We start from the raw sequence: 17,543 nt of genomic DNA, 5'->3' as shown, positions 1-17,543 counted from the left end.
TCCCCAAAATCATTCGAATTGCATGAAGGGGAATTAGTTTTTGGCCTGTTGCAACCACTTATCCAGTTCATTGGCAAATTGCTGACGGTCGCGCTGATTAAGCGCGGGCGGTCCGCCGGTTTGTACGCCACTGGCGCGCATGGTGTCCATAAAATCACGCATGTTCAGGCGTTCTTTGATGGTCTCGGTGGTATAACGCTCACCGCGCGGATTCAGCGCCACGCCGCCTTTTTCAATGACTTCCGCTGCCAGCGGAATATCGGCGGTGATCACCAGATCACCTGGCTCAGTGCGTTTTACAATTTCGTTATCTGCTACGTCAAAGCCCGCTTCTACGCGTAAGGTGCGCAGGAATTTTGACGGAGGTGTACGGATGATCTGGTTGGCAACCAGCGTCACCATCATGCCGGTACGTTCGGCGGCGCGGAACAGCACTTCTTTGATGACATTCGGACAGGCGTCTGCATCAACCCAGATTTGCATCAGTTTGGCTCTCCCTTTTCAGCCAGCCAGTCGCGAACCGGCAGAAAGTCGTTATAAAGTGCGGCTTCCGGGCTGCCTTCTTCCGGCTGATAGCCGTATTCCCAACGCACCAGCGGAGGCATCGACATTAAAATAGATTCCGTGCGGCCACGGGTTTGCAGGCCAAACAGGGTTCCGCGATCCCATACCAGATTGAACTCAACGTAACGCCCCCGGCGGTAAAGCTGGAACTGGCGCTCACGCTCGCCCCACGGCAGAGCTTTGCGTTTTTCTACCAGGGGCATATAGGCGTCGGTAAAGCCGTTGCCCACAGCCTGCATGAAACTGAAACAAGTGGCGAAATCCGGCGAATTAAGGTCATCAAAGAATAAGCCGCCGATACCGCGTGCTTCGTTACGGTGTTTAATAAAGAAGTAATCGTCACACCATTTTTTGTATTTCGGATAGACATCATCGCCGAACGGCTGGCAAAGCTGTTGTGCAGTTTGGTGCCAGTGGTGGGCATCTTCTTCAAAACCGTAGTATGGCGTGAGGTCAAAGCCACCGCCAAACCACCAGACCGGCGCTTCACCGGGTTTTTCCGCAATGAAAAAGCGTACGTTGGCATGGCTGGTTGGCACGTAAGGATTCAGCGGATGAATAACGAGTGAAACGCCTATGGCCTGAAAACTGCGACCAGCCAGTTCAGGTCGATGCGCGGTTGCGGAAGCGGGCAGGGTTGCACCGGCAACATGCGAAAAGTTGACACCTGCCTGTTCAAACACTGCGCCATGGGTCAGCACCCGGCTCTGGCCACCACCACCTTCCTCCCGTACCCATTGATCTTCAGCGAACCGGCCCTTGCCATCGGCGGCAGCCAGTTGCTGGCAAATGTGATCCTGGAGTTTAAGCAGAAAAGTTTTAACTTGCTGGATGTCGGGAATGGATTGGCTCACGGGCAAACTCGCAGACGTTGACTTAAGAGGCATTCAGCGCCTTGCGGGCGCTGAATCAAAAAGAGGAAGTGATTATATACCCAAAAACATCCGCGTCGGCTAGAGACGCCTGCTTTTAGCAGCGCAAAGACGTTACCGGGGCTTACGTTCGTTGGCATCGAAGTAACTGAAGAAATTTACGATCCCCTGTGAAATGGCCTGCGCGATTTCACGACGGAACGCCGTAGTGCTGAGTAACTGTTCTTCCTGGTGATTGGTAATAAACGATGTTTCCACCAGAATCGACGGTATCGACGGGGATTTTAATACAGCAAATGCCGCCTGTTCGGTCTGCTGGCTGTGCAGATGGTGTATCGGACGGATTCTGTCGAGCACATGATGCCCCAGTGTCAGACTGTTTTTGATGGTGTCGGTTTGCACCAGATCGAACAATACCTGTTGCAGATAATTATTGTCTTCTTTGGCATATTTCGCGCCCGCGACCAGATCGGCATCGTTTTCTTTTTTAGACATATACCGCGCCATCGCGCTGCTGGCCCCGCGATTAGAGAGGGCGAAAACAGACGCGCCTGAAGCCGTCGGGCTGGTGTAACCATCGGCATGAATCGAAACAAATAAATCGGCCTGATGCTGATGAGCCAGTTCAACCCGCTGATAAAGCGGTATAAAGTGATCAGAATCGCGGGTCAGTTTAACGTCAATATGACTTTGCTCGCCCAGGAATTCCCGCACATAGTTGGCGATTTCCAGCACGACATGTTTTTCTTCCGAGCCTTCATGACCCACCGCACCGGAATCGATGCCACCGTGTCCGGGGTCAATCATCACCAGTTTTTTCGCACCCGGAGGTTTAGGGGCCGGTGCAGATTGGGTGATGTGTTCATGCTGCGCGGCGCTGGCAGAACGTGAACCGAAAGCGGCAATCGCCAAACCAAGCCCGGAAAGTAGCAGCTGGCGACGGGTGGCGGCGGCAGGCAAAGGCTGGAAATGCAAAAATTTATTCAGGGGGTTTAACATCAGTCCGTTACCGTCAGAAAAAATGCAGAATGCCCTATGTTATAGAGTATCTTTTTTATCGTTTCGACCTGAGAACTATTACTTTTTATGAATAATGTGTCGTGAATGATGTCATGACCGAATAACTATCCAGGACAGACAGAGCGTCATGGTGTTTTATGTAAAGATTTTATCGCTCAAAACGGTTTATAAAGTACACAATTGGTGATTTTGATGTTGCGTATCAAACAGATCACGCGATAATCATATAAACCCCGATTAACAGCGGCGAACAGTGATGGAAATTCGCGTATACCGTCAAGAAGATTTCGAAGAAGTACTGACCTTATGGGAACGCTGCGATTTACTGCGTCCGTGGAATGATCCAGAGCTGGATATTGAACGTAAAATTAACCACAGCCCTGAGTTTTTCCTGGTGGCGGAAGTGGGCGGTGAAGTGGTGGCGACGCTGATGGGCGGCTACGATGGTCATCGCGGATCAGCCAATTATCTGGGGGTACATCCGGATTATCGCGGCCGTGGCATTGCCAATGCGCTGGTAAACCGTCTGGAGAAGAAGTTAATCGCCCGTGGTTGCCCGAAAATGAATTTAATGGTGCGTGCTGAAAACGATGCGGTAGTCAGCATGTATGAAAAACTGGGTTATGAAATTTCGGATACGCTTTTACTGGGTAAACGACTGATCGAAGATCAGGAATACTAAATCGTTATTCCGGCGAATAAAAAAGCCCCGGCAGGAGTGATCCGCCGGGGCTTCGTTTTCTGAGTTACTTGATCAGTTTTACGCTTTTGACATCCACTTCGACAGAATTCCAGTCTTTATCGACTTTACCTTCAATGCGGATTTTGTCCTTGGGTGACACGTTCTGTCCCTGCCAGCGTTTGCCGTCAATTTCGACATTGAGGGTGCCGGTATTGTCGCGGAAAATGTATTTATCATGGTCGATACGCTGATCGATGAACCCTTCCAGCATGATCCACTGATCATCCTTCATGGTTTGCGCGTCTTTCACTGTACTCAGCGCCGTGGTACCCGTGAAGCCACCCTGTGGGGCAGGCTGGGTTTGTGATTCCTGCGCCGACGGGCCGTTAAATCCGCCAGCCTGCTGGGCAAAGGCAGTGGCTGAACAAAGTGCAATGAGGGTTGCCAGCGTGATCTTCTTCATCATAATAGTCTTCCTTAAGTTAACGTTTCCAGAGTACCGGCAACGATGACATCTTTTCGGATGTGTTGCCGCGTTGGAGACCAGTAAAGCAGACAGTTCTTAACAGTTTCTTAAGCCTATACCCGGCATACTTAAAATTGCAGAGGTGTTGGCTGCGCTCAGTGATGTGAATCACTTACCTGAGTAAGTTCATCGGATCACTCCGCTGGCGGTTTTTCTGTACTTCGAATTATTTTAGGTATGCTCTTGATATATTTTAAAAACTTAACTTCATTTGCAGGAACGTTGTCCTTTTTATGAACCCGGATGATTATAACGACCATGGTATGTTGCGCTTGCCATTGTGGTTTTGGACTATTTTGATTTTGCAGGCGCGGACCTGGATATTATTTGTGATGGTCGGGGCGTCGCGCCAGCAGGGCAGTGACCTGTTGGCGTTGTTTTATCCTGAGTCGCAAAATTTCTGGTCCGGAATGTTACTCGGATTGCCACCCGCGCTGTTGTTTTTACTCAGCGGGCGTCGTCATGTATGGCCGCGTATCTGGCAGGCCGGTTACTGGTTGCTGCTGGCTGGCATGTTTATCACATTTGCCTTGCAGGGGCTGGGGTTATGGCAAAGTACAGATACGATTTCCGGCGTGGATATCGTGCTGGCCTTGCTGGATGCAGCGGCGCTGGCTTACTGGCTCATGAGCCGCCGTCTGCGCGCCTGTTTTGATGCCACGCGCCGTCTGGCCTGATGCATATTCCATTCGGGGATGAACTTTTTAACCAGAAAAGTACTCGAACTGGCGCTAAACCCTCATGCATAAATAAACAATAATTTCACTGCCGGTTTATCCGCCAGGCCGCACCGGCCGACGGGAACGGGGAGTCAAGGAGTGTACCGAATGACTGTTCGCATACGGGTTCGCCCGATGTTGCTGGCGCTGCCGTTAATTCTTACGGGCTGTTCATCACTGTCTAACATGTCGTGGCCAGATATTTCCTGGTCGGGTATGAATCCGCTTAACTGGTTTGGCAGCAGCCTGACAGTCAGCGATAAAGGCGTGGGCGGAATAACCAGCAGCACACCGCTGACAGAAACAGCCGTTAAAGACGCGCTGGACGGCGACTATACCCTGCGCAGCGGGATGTCGATGAGCGATGGAAAAATGCTGAGTTTCTTCCAGGCGATGGACGGCAAAGACGTGAAAATGTCCATCAGCGGTGAGCCGAAAGGCAATGTGCAACGCGTTGATGTGGTAGATCCGAAAGTTGAAAGTGAATGGGGTGTCAAAATCGGCACACCTTTCAGCACGCTTTACAGCAAGGCCTTCGATGTCTGCGTCAAAGGCGAAGGGGATGATGCCGAAAACGTCGAGTGTAAAGCGCCGCAAAGTGCTCACGTAACCTATGTGTTCAGCGGTATCTGGCATGGTCCGGATTCGCTGATGCCTTCGGATGATGCCCTGAAAGACTGGAAGGTCAGCAAAATCATCTGGCGTGCTAATCCGGCAAATAACGCGCAATAAAACGGGAATCTGTGTTTAAAAAGCCCTCAATGCCTTGCCTTCGCGCAAGGCATTTTTATTGACATCCGGTATGATGTCGCCGGTCAAATTAACGAGGATGAGAAAATGACTCAGGTTCAGAGCGGCATTTTACCCGAACATTGCCGTTTCGCGATTTACATCGAAGCGAAAGCTCAGGGTGACCTGGATGCGCTCCGGCAGGGCTGCCGTGCATTTGTGGCCGTACTGGAAGACATGCAGAAAAAATTTCCCGCAGAACATCTTGGTGCGGTCATTGCCTTTGGCAACGATGTATGGCGTGATTTATCCGGCAATCAGGGTGCAGAAGAACTGAAACCTTTCGAGCCGCTGGGCAACGGGCTGGCACCGGCGACGCAGCGTGATATGTTGCTGCATATTCAGTCGCTGCGTCATGACGTGAATTTTGCGCTGGCACAGGCGGCATTAAAAGCATTCGGCAGTTCAATCACTGTCGAAGAAGAAACTCACGGATTCCGTGCGCTGGAAGAACGTGACCTCAGTGGTTTTGTCGACGGCACTGAAAACCCGAAAGCAGAAGCCCGCGCTCAGGTGGCCATTATCCCTGAGGGTAGCGTCGATGCCGGTGGCAGTTACGTGATGGTCCAGCGCTGGAAACATAATCTGGTGCAATGGGAACGCTTCACTGTGCAACAACAGGAAGAAGTGATAGGGCGTACTAAAGAAACGGATGAAGAGCTGGATTCAGAAACCCGTCCGGCCACCTCCCACGTCAGCCGCGTTGATCTGAAAGAAGACGGCAAGGGCCTGAAAATCCTGCGCCAGAGCCTGCCTTACGGTACGGCCAGTGGTGAACACGGCTTGTATTTCATCAGCTATTGCGCCCGTTTGTGGAATATTGAGAAACAACTGCTGAGCATGTTTGGCGATCTTGATGGCAAACGCGATGCTATGCTGCGCTTCACCCGTCCGGTAACCGGCAGCTATTATTTTGCCCCCTCCCTGACCCGCCTGTTAGCGCTTTAACACCTCCCGGCGCGTTCCGTTGCGAACGCGCTGTTTCTGTCTCTCCTGTTATTCCCTTCGCGTTTGTTAACGTCTTATAGCTTTTCATGCTTGAAAATCACCAAATGGTATATAAAACCGTTACAGCCTGACCCTCAGTTATAAATACACTGTGTAGTATTGAGCGGTTCATATGCGTATCGCAAATCGATGAATTCACCAAAGGCTGAGCATGAAAACAGAAACGGGGTTTGTTAAAGCGTGGTTTACAGGCAGCCTGCTTAAAGGATCTGTCGCGGCAGTGTTGCTGGCCAGCGGGGCGGCTTCGGCCACTGAATTGCTCAACAGCTCTTATGATGTCTCCCGTGAACTGTTTGCCGCATTGAACCCGCCTTTTCAGAAACAGTGGGCGGACCAAAATAATGGCGACAAACTCGATATCAAACAGTCGCATGCCGGTTCGTCCAAGCAGGCACTGGCCATTTTGCAGGGACTTAAGGCCGATGTGGTCACTTACAATCAGGTGACGGATGTGCAGATTTTGCATGACCGTGGCAATCTGATCCCGGCCAACTGGCAAAGCCGTCTGCCTAATAACAGTTCGCCGTTCTATTCAACCATGGCGTTTCTGGTGCGCAAGGGCAATCCAAAAAATATTCACAGCTGGGACGATTTAGCGCGTCCGGGCGTGAGCCTGATTTTCCCGAATCCTAAAACCTCCGGTAATGGCCGTTATACCTATCTCGGTGCCTGGGGCGCCTTCAATCTGGAGGATAATAAAAACCAGGCGCAGACCCGCGAAAAGATGGCGAGTTTCCTGAAAAACGTGCAGGTATTTGATACCGGCGGCCGTGGCGCCACCACCACTTTTGTCGAACGCGGACTGGGTGATGTACTGATCAGTTTCGAATCGGAAGTGAACAACATCCGTAAGCAGTACGGTGATGATAAATACGAAGTCATTGTTCCGAAGGTGGATATCCTGGCGGAGTTCCCGGTCGCCTGGGTGGATAAAAATGTCGAGAAAAATGACACAGAGAAAGCTGCAAAAGATTATCTGAATTATTTGTGGAGCCCGCAGGCGCAGAAAATCATCACCAGTTTTAACTACCGTGTGTATGACAAAACAGCAATGGCGGCAGCGAAAGAGCAGTTCCCGGCAACTAAATTGTTCAAAGTTGAAGATCAGTTCGGTGGCTGGCCACAAGTGATGGAAACCCATTTCAGTACCGGCGGTGAGCTGGACAAACTGTTAGCGCAAGGTCACAAGTAATGTTGTTGTCGAGCAAACGCGTATTACCCGGATTTACCCTGAGCCTCGGCAGCAGTTTGTTGTTCGTGTGCCTCGTGCTGTTGCTGCCGCTGAGTGCGCTGGTGATGCAGTTGTCACAAATGACACTGGCGCAATATTGGGATGTCATCACCAACGGTCAGGTGGTGGCGGCCTATAAAGTGACGCTGCTGGCGGCAGGTGTGGCGAGTATTTTTAACTGTTTCTTCGGCATGCTGATGGCATGGATCCTGACCCGTTATGAGTTCCCCGGTAAAAGCCTGGTGGATGGTCTGATGGATTTACCGTTTGCCCTGCCGACGGCCGTGGCCGGTTTAACGCTGGCAGGATTGTTTTCTACCACCGGTTTTTACGGTCAGTGGCTGGCGCATTTTGATATCAAAGTAGCGTATACCTGGCTGGGTATTGCCGTGGCGATGGCATTTACCAGCATCCCGTTTGTGGTTCGTACCGTGCAACCGGTGCTGGAAGAATTAGGCCCGGAATATGAAGAAGCTGCTGAAACACTGGGTGCATCGCGCTGGCAGAGCTTCCGTCGTGTGGTGTTGCCTGAAGTGATGCCATCGCTTCTGGCGGGTACGGCGTTGTCCTTTACCCGCAGTCTGGGAGAATTCGGCGCGGTCATTTTCATCGCCGGTAACATTGCGTGGAAAACCGAAGTGACCTCACTGATGATTTTTATTCGCTTACAGGAATTTGATTACCCGGCAGCCAGCGCCATCGCTTCGGTGATCCTCGCGGCATCGTTGCTGCTGTTGTTTGCGATTAATACCTTACAGAGCCGTTATGGCCGTCGTCTGGGAGGCCAGTAATGTCTGATGTTCCGGCTTTTGCAGGCGAAAAGCGCCAGCGTATTGACTGGGTAAAATGGTCACTGATCGGCACCGGTGTGCTGATTTGTGTTCTGTTGTTGCTGATCCCGATGATTAGCATTTTCGTACTCGCGGTTTCCGACGGCCTTGCTGCCGTGTGGAAGAACCTGTCTGACACTGACATGTTGCACTCCATCTGGCTGACGGTGCTGATGGCGCTGATCACCGTGCCGGTTAACCTGATTTTCGGCACACTGCTGGCCTGGCTGGTGGCCCGCTTTAATTTTCCGGGACGTCAGCTGTTACTGACGCTTATCGACATTCCGTTCGCGGTGTCGCCGGTGGTGGCAGGGCTATTGTATCTGCTGTTTTACGGCACCAACGGTCCGATTGGCGGCTGGCTGGATGCCCATAATATTCAGTTTATGTTCGCCTGGCCGGGTATGGTGATGGTGACAGTATTTGTCACCTGTCCGTTTGTTATTCGTGAGCTGGTGCCGGTGATGTTAAGCCAGGGCAGTCATGAAGATGAAGCGGCAGTGTTGCTGGGGGCGTCAGGCTGGCAGATGTTCCGCCGCGTGACATTACCGAATATCCGCTGGGCATTGTTATACGGCGTGGTGCTGACCAACGCCCGCGCCATTGGGGAGTTTGGCGCAGTATCGGTAGTGTCCGGTTCTATCCGTGGCGAAACCTACACGCTGCCTCTACAAGTCGAATTACTGCATCAGGATTACAACACTGCAGGCGCGTTTACTGCCGCTGCGCTGTTAACCCTGATGGCAATTGTCACATTATTTCTGAAAAGCGGCCTGCAATGGCGTCTGAAGCGCCACAATGACCGTCTTGAGCGGGAGGGAAGTCATGAGCATTGAAATTAACGGTATCAACAAATATTTTGGCCGCACTAAGGTGCTCAATGATATCTCGCTCGATATTGCTTCCGGAGAGATGGTTGCGCTGCTCGGGCCTTCCGGTTCAGGTAAAACCACGCTGCTGCGTATTATCGCCGGGCTGGAAAATCAAAACGCCGGCCACCTGAGCTTCCACGGCAAAGACGTGACGCGCCTTCATGCCCGCGATCGTCAGGTCGGTTTTGTATTCCAGCATTACGCGCTGTTCCGTCATATGACCGTGTTCGATAATATCGCGTTTGGTCTGACGGTGTTGCCGCGCCGCGAGCGTCCGGATGCCGGTGCGATCAAACAGAAAGTCACTAAATTGCTGGAAATGGTGCAGTTAGGCCATCTGGCAAACCGTTATCCGGCACAACTTTCCGGTGGTCAGAAACAACGTGTGGCACTGGCGCGTGCGCTGGCGGTTGAACCGCAAATTCTGCTGCTCGATGAACCCTTTGGCGCACTGGATGCACAGGTGCGTAAAGAGTTGCGCCGCTGGCTGCGGCAGTTACATGAAGAACTGAAATTTACCAGCGTGTTCGTGACGCACGATCAGGAAGAAGCCATGGAAGTGGCTGATCGTGTGGTGGTAATGAGCCAGGGCAATATCGAACAGGTCGGCGCACCGCAGGAAATCTGGCGTGAACCGGCAACCCGTTTCGTGCTGGAATTCATGGGTGAAGTCAACAAGATCAGCGGTGAAATCCGGGGCTCTCAGCTGTACGTCGGTGCATACCACTGGCCACTGGATAATCCGCCGCTGCATCAGGGCGCAGTCGACTTATTCCTGCGTCCATGGGAAATGGAAATTACGCCGCACAGTACAGCGCGTTGCCCGTTGCCGGTGAAGGTGCTCGAAGTCAGCCCGCGTGGCCATTTCTGGCAGCTTATCGTGCAGGCCGAGGGCTGGCACGACGAACCGCTTTCGGTTGTGCTTTCCGAAACCCACGGTAACAGCGCACCTCAGCGCGGCGATCGGTTCTATGTCGGCGGGCTGAATGGCCGTCTGTATGCGGGCGACCAGCCTCTGCAACCCGTTGCGTTAGCGAAGAGTGCCTGATATTTTTTGATCAGAATTTTTCTCAGGGCGGTCATCGGGCCGCCCTTTTTATCGTCTGATATCTGTTTATGTATTTTTTATCGGCAGATATAATTTTTTAATATAAGGCGGGCCCGTGAGTACGCTCGAACATTACATCGGCAATACCCCTCTGGTGAGATTACAGCGTCTGACGCAGGGTCTGGACAGCGAGATTTGGGTTAAGCTGGAAGGGAATAATCCTGCCGGATCGGTAAAAGATCGTGCCGCACTGTTTATGATTGAGCAGGCGGAAAAACGGGGTGAAATTCGCCCTGGTGATACGCTGATTGAAGCCACAAGCGGAAATACCGGGATTGCGCTGGCGATGATTGCTGCACTCAAAGGCTACAAGCTGAAATTGCTGATGCCGGAGAATATGAGTCTCGAACGTCAGGCATCGATGCGGGCGTATGGTGCCGAACTGTTGCTGGTCAGTCGTGCGCAGGGCATGGAAGGCGCGCGCGATCTTGCATTGGAAATGGAAAAACAGGGGCAGGGGAAAGTGCTGGATCAGTTTAATAACCCTGATAATCCGCTCGCGCATTTCACGACAACAGGCCCTGAAATATGGCAACAGACGCACGGACGCATCACCCATTTTGTGTCCAGCATGGGCACCACCGGCACCATTACCGGTGTCAGCCGTTATCTGCGCAGCCAGCATGCTGGCGTCAGGATTGTCGGGTTGCAACCTTCTGAAGGCAGCAGTATTCCCGGTATACGCCGCTGGCCGCAGGCCTATCTCCCGGGCATTTTCAATCCGGAACTGGTCGATGAAGTGATGGATATGGGACAAAACGAAGCAGAAGATACCATGCGGGCGCTGGCGCGGTCGGAAGGTATCTTCTGTGGGGTGAGTTCCGGCGGCGCGGTAGCGGGTGCGTTGCGCGTGGCCAGAAGCCATCCGGGCAGCGTGATAGTGGCGATTATTTGTGATCGCGGTGACCGTTATTTATCCACTGGGGTTTTTAATGTTTAATTCTATATTCAGCTGTTGAATGTAAAATTAGAGTAAAAGCGGCTGCGAATGGCTGGCTTAGTGGTAAAAATGACCAAAATTTTAGCCAGGCGGAAATGAACAATGAAAATTTTATTAGTCGATGACGACCTTGAATTAGGCACCATGCTCAGTGAATACCTGATTGCAGAAGGTTTTGATGCGTCTCTGGTGCTGACCGGTAAAGCGGGTGTGGAAGGTGCGATGTCTGGCGAATACACCGCGATGATCCTGGATATTATGCTGCCAGACATGAGCGGTATTGATGTATTGCGTCAGGTGCGTAAAAACAGCCGGCTGCCGATCATCATGCTGACCGCGAAAGGGGACAACATTGATCGCGTCATCGGTCTGGAAATGGGGGCGGATGATTATATGCCGAAACCGTGCTATCCACGTGAACTGGTGGCACGTTTGCGTGCTGTATTGCGTCGTGTGGAAGAACAGCAGCAATCACACGCTGATACGTCCTCGGTCAACTATGGTGATCTGACGCTGAATCCGGCGACCCGGAGCAGTGAATGGCGCGGCGTGCCCTTCGATCTGACCGCTTCTGAGTTCAACCTGCTGGAATTACTGTTGCGTTCGCCTGAACGTGTGGTCTCCAAAGATGAATTGTCGGAAAAAGGTCTCGGGCGTCCGCGTGAAGCGTATGACCGCAGTATTGATGTGCATATCAGTAACATCCGCCAGAAACTGGGGTCACTTGAAGGTGGCGATATGCTGACTATTGAAACGGTGCGCAGCATTGGCTATCGAATCCGCTAAACGACTGCGCGGCAGGTTGTTCTGGAAAATATTGCTGGGTTTCTGGTTTACTTTCGTGGCAATCGCTCAGGGGCTCTGGGTGGTTTTTGCTTTCTACAATCCGCATGAACCGCCGGAAAGTGGTATTGCCCGCCGGTTTGTGAAACTTCAAATTACTTCGGCTGTGTCCACGCTGCATTCCGGCGGTATGCCTGCACTGAATGCCATGATTGCTGACTGGCCGCAAGATGACCGGCAGTTCTTTTCGGTGTCACCGTCTTTGCTGCCGGCAAAAGGTAGCAGCATGCAGGAGCTTGAGCCCGGAAAAACGCCGCATGAAGTGGTGGAGTTTGTGCAGGGGCCCGACGGCCAGGGTTACCGTCTGCGTTATGACGTGGCGGGGCTGATGGATGAATACCGGCCACGAAAGCACCACCGCGAACTGCTGAATATGCCACCGCCATTGTTGTGGCTGGGCGGGCTTGGCGGGTTGCTGTTCAGTGCCGTTCTGGCGTGGAACCTGACACGGCCGATGCTGCAAATGCGTAAAGCTTTTGATCGGGTGGCGCAAGGCGATTTATCGGTACGTCTGTTTAGCAGCATGGGTAAGCGGCACGATGAATTGTCCGAAGTGGCGCGCGATTTCGACTCGATGGCTGAACGCCTGCAAGTGCTGGTCAGGGCGCGGGAAGAGCTGCTGCATGATGTCTCGCACGAACTGCGCTCCCCGCTGGCGCGCTTGCAACTGGCCATCGGTCTGGCGCGGCAGAATCCGTCGAACGTCGAAAGCTCCCTGAGCCGCATAGAACACGAGGCGGGGAGGCTGGATAAAATGATCGGCGAACTGCTGGCGTTATCGCGCACCGAAAGCAGTGAAATTCCTGATGAAGAGTACTTTGATCTCTACGGGCTGGTGGAAGCCGTGGTTAACGATGCGCGCTATGAAGCGCAGTTGCCGGGTGTTGAAATTGCGATGTATCCCTCGTCTCCGGATAACCTGGATTACACGGTAAAAGGCAATGCTGAACTGATGCGTCGTGCGGTAGATAACGTAGTGCGTAATGCGCTGCGCTTTTCGGCCCGCGGGCAAACTATCAGTGTTTCACTGGCACAGATTGAGCAGTATTTGCAGATTGAAGTGGCCGATCAGGGGCCGGGTGTGGAAGAGGATAAGCTTTCGAGTATCTTTGACCCGTTCGTGCGCGTTAAATCGCCGCTGTCAGGCAAAGGCTATGGCCTTGGGCTGGCTATCACCCGTAAAGTGATGTTGGCCCATGAAGGTAAAGTGGATGCCCGTAACGCGCAGCCTCATGGGCTAATTATCAGCCTTCAAGTCCCGCACTGGAAGCCTGCGTCATAATCCGGGCTGAAGATGCATTGGGGCCAGCGCAAGCGCTGTTCAAAAAGCTATAGCCTTTTGTCCTGTCACTCTAATTATTTTGCGGACAGATATTTACAGGCAATAAAAAACGGCGCTGATTAGGCGCCGTTTTTTATTTCTCGCTGAGCGAATTACTTTTTGATGCGGATGATCGGGGTTTCGCCCACAGTCACGCTACCCGTCAGTTTAATCAGCTCTTTGATCTCGTCCATGTTAGAGATAACAACCGGAGTCAGAGTAGACTTCGCTTTCTCTTCCAGCAGCGCCAGATCAAACTCGATAACCAAATCGCCTTTCTTAACGCGCTGGCCTTCTTCAGCGATGCGTTTGAAGCCTTCGCCTTTCAGTTCAACGGTGTCGATACCGAAGTGCACGAACAACTCGATGCCACTGTCGGATTCGATTGAGAAAGCATGGTTAGTTTCGAAGATTTTACCGATAGTGCCATCAACCGGAGCAACCATTTTGTTGCCAGCAGGTTTAATAGCAATACCGTCACCTACGATTTTCTCAGCGAAAACAACGTCAGGCACGTCTTCAATATTGACAATTTCACCAGACAGCGGTGCCACAATCTCAATGGTACCTACGTCTTTTTTATCATCAGAAACCAATGATTTCAGTTTATCGAACAAACCCATGATCTTCTCCTAAGCATTAATTTGGGCAGCTTTACCAGCATCGCGCAATTAGCAGAGTGTTTTTTCTTCAATGAACTTGTTAACCAGGTTCATCAACTCTTGCGCCGTAGGTTGGGCCAGGGCCTGGTCTGCCAGCGCTTTCACATCTTCGAAGTTTGTATTGCGAATAATTTTCTTGATGCGTGGGATAGAGATAGCACTCATGCTGAACTCATCTAACCCCATGCCCAATAGAAGAAGTGTAGCACGTTCGTCGCCGGCTAGCTCGCCGCACATCCCTGTCCATTTACCGGCAGCATGAGATGCGTCAATAACTTGTTTAATTAAACCAAGCACAGACGGTGACATTGGGTTGTACAGATGAGAAATCAGCTCGTTACCGCGATCCACTGCCAAAGTATACTGGGTAAGATCGTTTGTACCAATACTGAAGAAATCAACTTCTTTCGCCAGGTGATGCGCAATCACAGCTGCTGCTGGCGTTTCAACCATCACACCCACTTCAATGGTTTCATCGAATGCCTGACCTTTCTCACGCAGTTGCGCTTTCAGCAGTTCAAGTTCTGCTTTCAGTTCACGCACTTCTTCGACTGAAATGATCATCGGGAACATGATGCGCAATTTACCGAAGGCAGAGGCACGCAGGATGCCTTTCAACTGATCGTGAAGAATTTCTTTGCGATCAAGGCAGATACGGATTGCGCGCCAACCCAGGAACGGGTTTTCTTCTTTCGGCAGGTTCATGTACGGCAGGTCTTTATCACCGCCGATGTCCATGGTACGTACGATAACCGCCTGTGACCCCATCGCTTCAGCAACGGCTTTGTATGCCTGGAATTGCTCTTCTTCGGTAGGCAGGCTGTCACGGTCCATGAACAGGAATTCTGTACGATACAGGCCGACACCTTCAGCGCCATTGCGCTCTGCACCCGCGACGTCGCGCACGGTACCGATGTTGGCACAAACCTCTACCTGATGGCCATCCAGCGTAATAGCCGGTAAGTCTTTCAGCTTAGTCAGTTCGTCTTTTTCACTGATGTACTGGTTCTGAACGGCTTTCAGCTCGTCAATAATGTCTGCTGTCGGATTGACATAGATTTTATTGTTCACGGCATCGAGGATCAGGTAGTCATCATTTTTGACTTGTTTGGTCACGTCGCTGGTACCCACGATAGCAGGCAGTTCCAGTGAGCGGGCCATGATCGAGGTGTGAGAAGTACGGCCACCCAAATCAGTAATAAAGCCCAGAACCTTGTTCAGGTTCAGCTGTGCAGTTTCTGACGGCGTCAGATCGGTCGCAACCAGGATAACTTCGTCCTGAATGGAGCTCAGATCAACGATGGTCATGTTCAGAATATTGCGCAGCAGACGTTTGCCGATGTCGCGTACGTCAGCCGCACGTTCTTTCAGGTATTCGTCATCAAGCTCTTCCAGGGCTTTCGCCTGGCCTTCAATGACAGAGAAAGCTGCAGCGTCAGCAGAAGCGTGCTCGTCTTTGATAAGGGCTATGATTTCCTGTTCAAGCTCTTCGTCTTCCAACAACATGATGTGGCCTTCGAAGATGGCTTCTTTCTCTTCACCGAAGGTCTCACCGGCTTTAGTCTTGATCACTTCCAGTTGAGCAGAGGCTTTCGCACGGCCCGTCAGGAAACGTTCAACTTCCTGATCAACGTGATCTGGAGAGATTTTTTTCCGGTTGATGACAATTTCATCTTCTTTCAACAGAAGTGCTTTGCCGAAAGCGATACCGGGAGATACTAAAATGCCTGAAATCATAACCCTACCTTTCTCTTGACTGGTTTAAACTATATAAGAGCGGTTGTTTATTACTCGAGCTCTGCCATCAGTTTTACCAAGTGTTCAACGGCTTTCTGCTCGTCTTCACCTTCAGCTGAGAGGGTCACAACGGTACCTTGGGTCAGGCCCAGAGTTTGCAGTTTGAAAAGGCTTTTAGCACTGGCGCTTTTACCGTTTGAAGTCACGGTGATGTCAGAAGCGAAACCTTTAGCTTCTTTCACGAACTGTGCAGCAGGGCGGGTGTGCAGACCATTAGGAGCGGTAATAGTAACTTCTTGCTGGAACATTGTTGTTTCCCCAACTTATTAAAGTAATGTTGTGGAGCTAAAGTTTAGCTTATGGCCTTCACTTTAGCCTGTAGAGATTAGCGCCTGACTATGGTTCAGGGGCAGGTTCAGATGCAACAGAAAAGAGAAAATAACGCACTCAGCGATAAAACTCTTTGCCCTGGATCCAGGCTTTTTCTGTTATTCCTCCATTATGCCGTCTTTTTCCCTGATGTAACAAATCAGTAAATCGATTCAGCCGGGAAGCGTCATGGAAGCGATTAATTTCGAGCATCGAAATAATTGTCCGGTTAAATACTAAACCTGGCGGGTAAAATCAATGACGAAGTGGTGTAAAGTTTGACGCAGGCCACAAAAAAGCACCCCTTGAGGTGCTTTTTTAGCCGCTTTTAAGGATGTGGCATTATTGTTGCAATTCTTTCTCGGTGAATAAATCTGCAAACAATGCGGTGCTCAGATAGCGTTCACCAGAAGAAGGCAGAATAACCACGATAGTCTTATCTGCAAACTCCGGTTCTTTGGATAATTTCACCGCAGCTTCAACTGCTGCACCGGAAGAAATCCCGGCCAGAATACCTTCTTCTTCCATCAGACGGCGTGCCATGTGAATGGATTCATCGTTGGTGATCAGCGTAACGCGATCCAGCAACTCCAGATCCAGGTTACCCGGAATAAAACCTGCACCGATACCCTGAATTTTATGCGGGCCCGGTTTGACTTCTTCGCCGTTCAGTGTCTGGGTGATAACGGGAGAGTCGGTTGGCTCGACGGCCACCAGTTTCACGCTGCTTTTTTTACTTTTCAGATAACGACCCGTTCCGGTGATCGTGCCGCCGGTACCCACGCCTGCGATCAACACATCCACTGCGCCATCGGTATCTTCCCAGATTTCCGGGCCGGTAGTCTGTTCGTGGATAGCCGGGTTGGCCGGGTTGCTGAACTGCTGAAGAATGAGATAACGCTGCGGATCGCTGGCCTGAATTTCTTCGGCTTTGGCAATCGCGCCTTTCATGCCTTTGGCGCCTTCGGTCAGCACCAGATTGGCGCCGAGAGCTTTAAGCAGCTTACGACGTTCAACACTCATGGTTTCCGGCATGGTCAGTGTCAGTTTGTAACCCCGCGCGGCAGCCACATAAGCCAGTGCAATACCGGTGTTACCGCTGGTGGGTTCAACCAGTTCGATATCTTTGGTCAGAATGCCTTTTTTCTCAGCATCCCAAATCATGTTCGCACCGATACGGCATTTTACGCTGAAGCTCGGGTTACGTGACTCGACCTTAGCCAGAATACGACCATTACCGATACGGTTCAGACGAACCAGTGGCGTATGGCCAATTGTTAATGAATTGTCTTCATAGATCTTGCTCATAACCCGTCCTTTACCTGTATGAAATATTCACGGTGTGAAGCTTTCAACACTATGAAATAAGTGGGAATCAGGAAAGCATACGCGAACCGCTTTCCCAGTGAAGTAAGGTTTTGGTATTTGCTATACCGATACGTTATTAAGA

The 17,543-nt window shown here is 51.4% G+C and carries 18 protein-coding genes and 1 pseudogene; 11 read left to right on the top strand and 8 right to left on the bottom strand.

All coding sequences use genetic code 11. The features are described from left to right. Nucleotides 1–33: 33 nt before the first annotated feature. From ACOZIO_RS08005 to amiA, 3 genes are all read right to left on the bottom strand, one after another. A complete protein-coding gene (locus ACOZIO_RS08005) occupies nt 34–483 on the bottom strand; it encodes a YaiI/YqxD family protein (protein ID WP_217158046.1) in 450 nt (149 codons plus the stop codon). Then, nucleotides 483–1,451: an oxygen-dependent coproporphyrinogen oxidase gene (gene hemF / locus ACOZIO_RS08000; RefSeq protein WP_129952185.1), complete on the bottom strand. Its 969-nt coding sequence runs from the start codon at nt 1,449–1,451 to the stop codon at nt 483–485. The genes ACOZIO_RS08005 and hemF overlap by 1 nt, the downstream gene beginning before the upstream one ends. Before the next feature lie 99 nt (nt 1,452–1,550). Further along, nucleotides 1,551–2,435, bottom strand: coding sequence for an N-acetylmuramoyl-L-alanine amidase AmiA (gene amiA / locus ACOZIO_RS07995; protein WP_129952186.1), 885 nt, complete (start codon nt 2,433–2,435; stop codon nt 1,551–1,553). Nucleotides 2,436–2,712: 277 nt separating this feature from the next. On the opposite strand from amiA, the gene ACOZIO_RS07990 reads away from it, so the two are divergent. Then, a complete protein-coding gene (locus tag ACOZIO_RS07990) occupies nt 2,713–3,138 on the top strand; it encodes a GNAT family acetyltransferase (protein WP_095922987.1) in 426 nt (141 codons plus the stop codon). Between the two features lie 64 nt (nt 3,139–3,202). Here the strand turns inward: ACOZIO_RS07990 and ACOZIO_RS07985 are convergent, their stop codons facing one another. After that, the gene (locus tag ACOZIO_RS07985; protein ID WP_205951576.1) at nt 3,203–3,601 is read right to left on the bottom strand and encodes a YgiW/YdeI family stress tolerance OB fold protein; all 399 of its coding nucleotides are present in this window, start codon (nt 3,599–3,601) and stop codon (nt 3,203–3,205) included. Nucleotides 3,602–3,897: 296 nt separating this feature from the next. Between ACOZIO_RS07985 and ACOZIO_RS07980 the strand changes: the two genes are divergently transcribed. The 10 genes from ACOZIO_RS07980 to ACOZIO_RS07935 all read left to right on the top strand — a co-directional run bounded on the left by ACOZIO_RS07980 (nt 3,898) and on the right by ACOZIO_RS07935 (nt 13,286). Beyond that, nucleotides 3,898–4,341, top strand: coding sequence for a DUF2919 domain-containing protein (locus ACOZIO_RS07980; RefSeq protein ID WP_421595166.1), 444 nt, complete (start codon nt 3,898–3,900; stop codon nt 4,339–4,341). A gap of 150 nt (nt 4,342–4,491) precedes the next feature. Further along, the gene (locus ACOZIO_RS07975) at nt 4,492–5,115 is read left to right on the top strand and encodes an RpoE-regulated lipoprotein (protein ID WP_129952189.1); all 624 of its coding nucleotides are present in this window, start codon (nt 4,492–4,494) and stop codon (nt 5,113–5,115) included. 105 nt (nt 5,116–5,220) lie between these two features. Beyond that, nucleotides 5,221–6,120, top strand: coding sequence for a Dyp-type peroxidase (locus ACOZIO_RS07970; RefSeq protein WP_129991698.1), 900 nt, complete (start codon nt 5,221–5,223; stop codon nt 6,118–6,120). 211 nt (nt 6,121–6,331) lie between these two features. Then, nucleotides 6,332–7,372 (top strand): sulfate ABC transporter substrate-binding protein, encoded by a 1,041-nt coding sequence (locus ACOZIO_RS07965; protein ID WP_421595165.1) that lies wholly within the window; start codon nt 6,332–6,334, stop codon nt 7,370–7,372. Next, nucleotides 7,372–8,202, top strand: a complete 831-nt coding sequence (gene cysT, locus ACOZIO_RS07960; RefSeq protein WP_129952192.1) for a sulfate/thiosulfate ABC transporter permease CysT — start codon at nt 7,372–7,374, stop codon at nt 8,200–8,202. Before ACOZIO_RS07965 ends, cysT begins: the two co-directional genes overlap by 1 nt. Further along, nucleotides 8,202–9,077, top strand: coding sequence for a sulfate/thiosulfate ABC transporter permease CysW (cysW, locus tag ACOZIO_RS07955; protein WP_129952193.1), 876 nt, complete (start codon nt 8,202–8,204; stop codon nt 9,075–9,077). Before cysT ends, cysW begins: the two co-directional genes overlap by 1 nt. Continuing rightward, a complete protein-coding gene (gene cysA / locus ACOZIO_RS07950) occupies nt 9,067–10,161 on the top strand; it encodes a sulfate/thiosulfate ABC transporter ATP-binding protein CysA (RefSeq protein WP_129952194.1) in 1,095 nt (364 codons plus the stop codon). Before cysW ends, cysA begins: the two co-directional genes overlap by 11 nt. Before the next feature lie 115 nt (nt 10,162–10,276). Continuing rightward, nucleotides 10,277–11,161 carry a cysteine synthase CysM gene (cysM, locus tag ACOZIO_RS07945; RefSeq protein ID WP_129952195.1) on the top strand — a complete coding sequence of 295 codons (885 nt, stop codon included), beginning with the start codon at nt 10,277–10,279 and terminating at the stop codon, nt 11,159–11,161. Between the two features lie 102 nt (nt 11,162–11,263). Continuing rightward, on the top strand, nt 11,264–11,947 hold the full coding sequence (locus ACOZIO_RS07940) for a response regulator transcription factor (protein WP_129952196.1): 684 nt from the start codon (nt 11,264–11,266) through the stop codon (nt 11,945–11,947). Then, nucleotides 11,928–13,286, top strand: coding sequence for a HAMP domain-containing sensor histidine kinase (locus tag ACOZIO_RS07935; RefSeq protein WP_129991702.1), 1,359 nt, complete (start codon nt 11,928–11,930; stop codon nt 13,284–13,286). The genes ACOZIO_RS07940 and ACOZIO_RS07935 overlap by 20 nt, the downstream gene beginning before the upstream one ends. A 152-nt stretch (nt 13,287–13,438) precedes the next feature. Here the strand turns inward: ACOZIO_RS07935 and crr are convergent, their stop codons facing one another. From crr to cysK, 4 genes and pseudogenes are all read right to left on the bottom strand, one after another. Then, entirely contained in the window at nt 13,439–13,948 is a 510-nt protein-coding gene (crr, locus tag ACOZIO_RS07930; RefSeq protein ID WP_101076258.1) for a PTS glucose transporter subunit IIA, read from the bottom strand. Then, nucleotides 13,927–15,724 (bottom strand): annotated as a pseudogene (ptsI, locus tag ACOZIO_RS07925) (phosphoenolpyruvate-protein phosphotransferase PtsI). Before ptsI ends, crr begins: the two are co-directional and overlap by 22 nt. Nucleotides 15,725–15,774: 50 nt before the next feature. After that, entirely contained in the window at nt 15,775–16,032 is a 258-nt protein-coding gene (gene ptsH / locus ACOZIO_RS07920; RefSeq protein WP_013574433.1) for a phosphocarrier protein Hpr, read from the bottom strand. Between the two features lie 403 nt (nt 16,033–16,435). Continuing rightward, nucleotides 16,436–17,401 carry a cysteine synthase A gene (gene cysK / locus ACOZIO_RS07915; RefSeq protein ID WP_129952199.1) on the bottom strand — a complete coding sequence of 322 codons (966 nt, stop codon included), beginning with the start codon at nt 17,399–17,401 and terminating at the stop codon, nt 16,436–16,438. Between the last annotated feature and the right edge of the window lie 142 nt (nt 17,402–17,543).

This window comes from Rahnella sp. PD4 (genome assembly GCF_049199325.1).
GTDB lineage: Bacteria > Pseudomonadota > Gammaproteobacteria > Enterobacterales > Enterobacteriaceae > Rahnella > Rahnella perminowiae.
The sequence above is the reverse complement of the archived record's forward strand: the minus strand, read 5'-3'. Positions and strand labels throughout refer to the sequence as shown.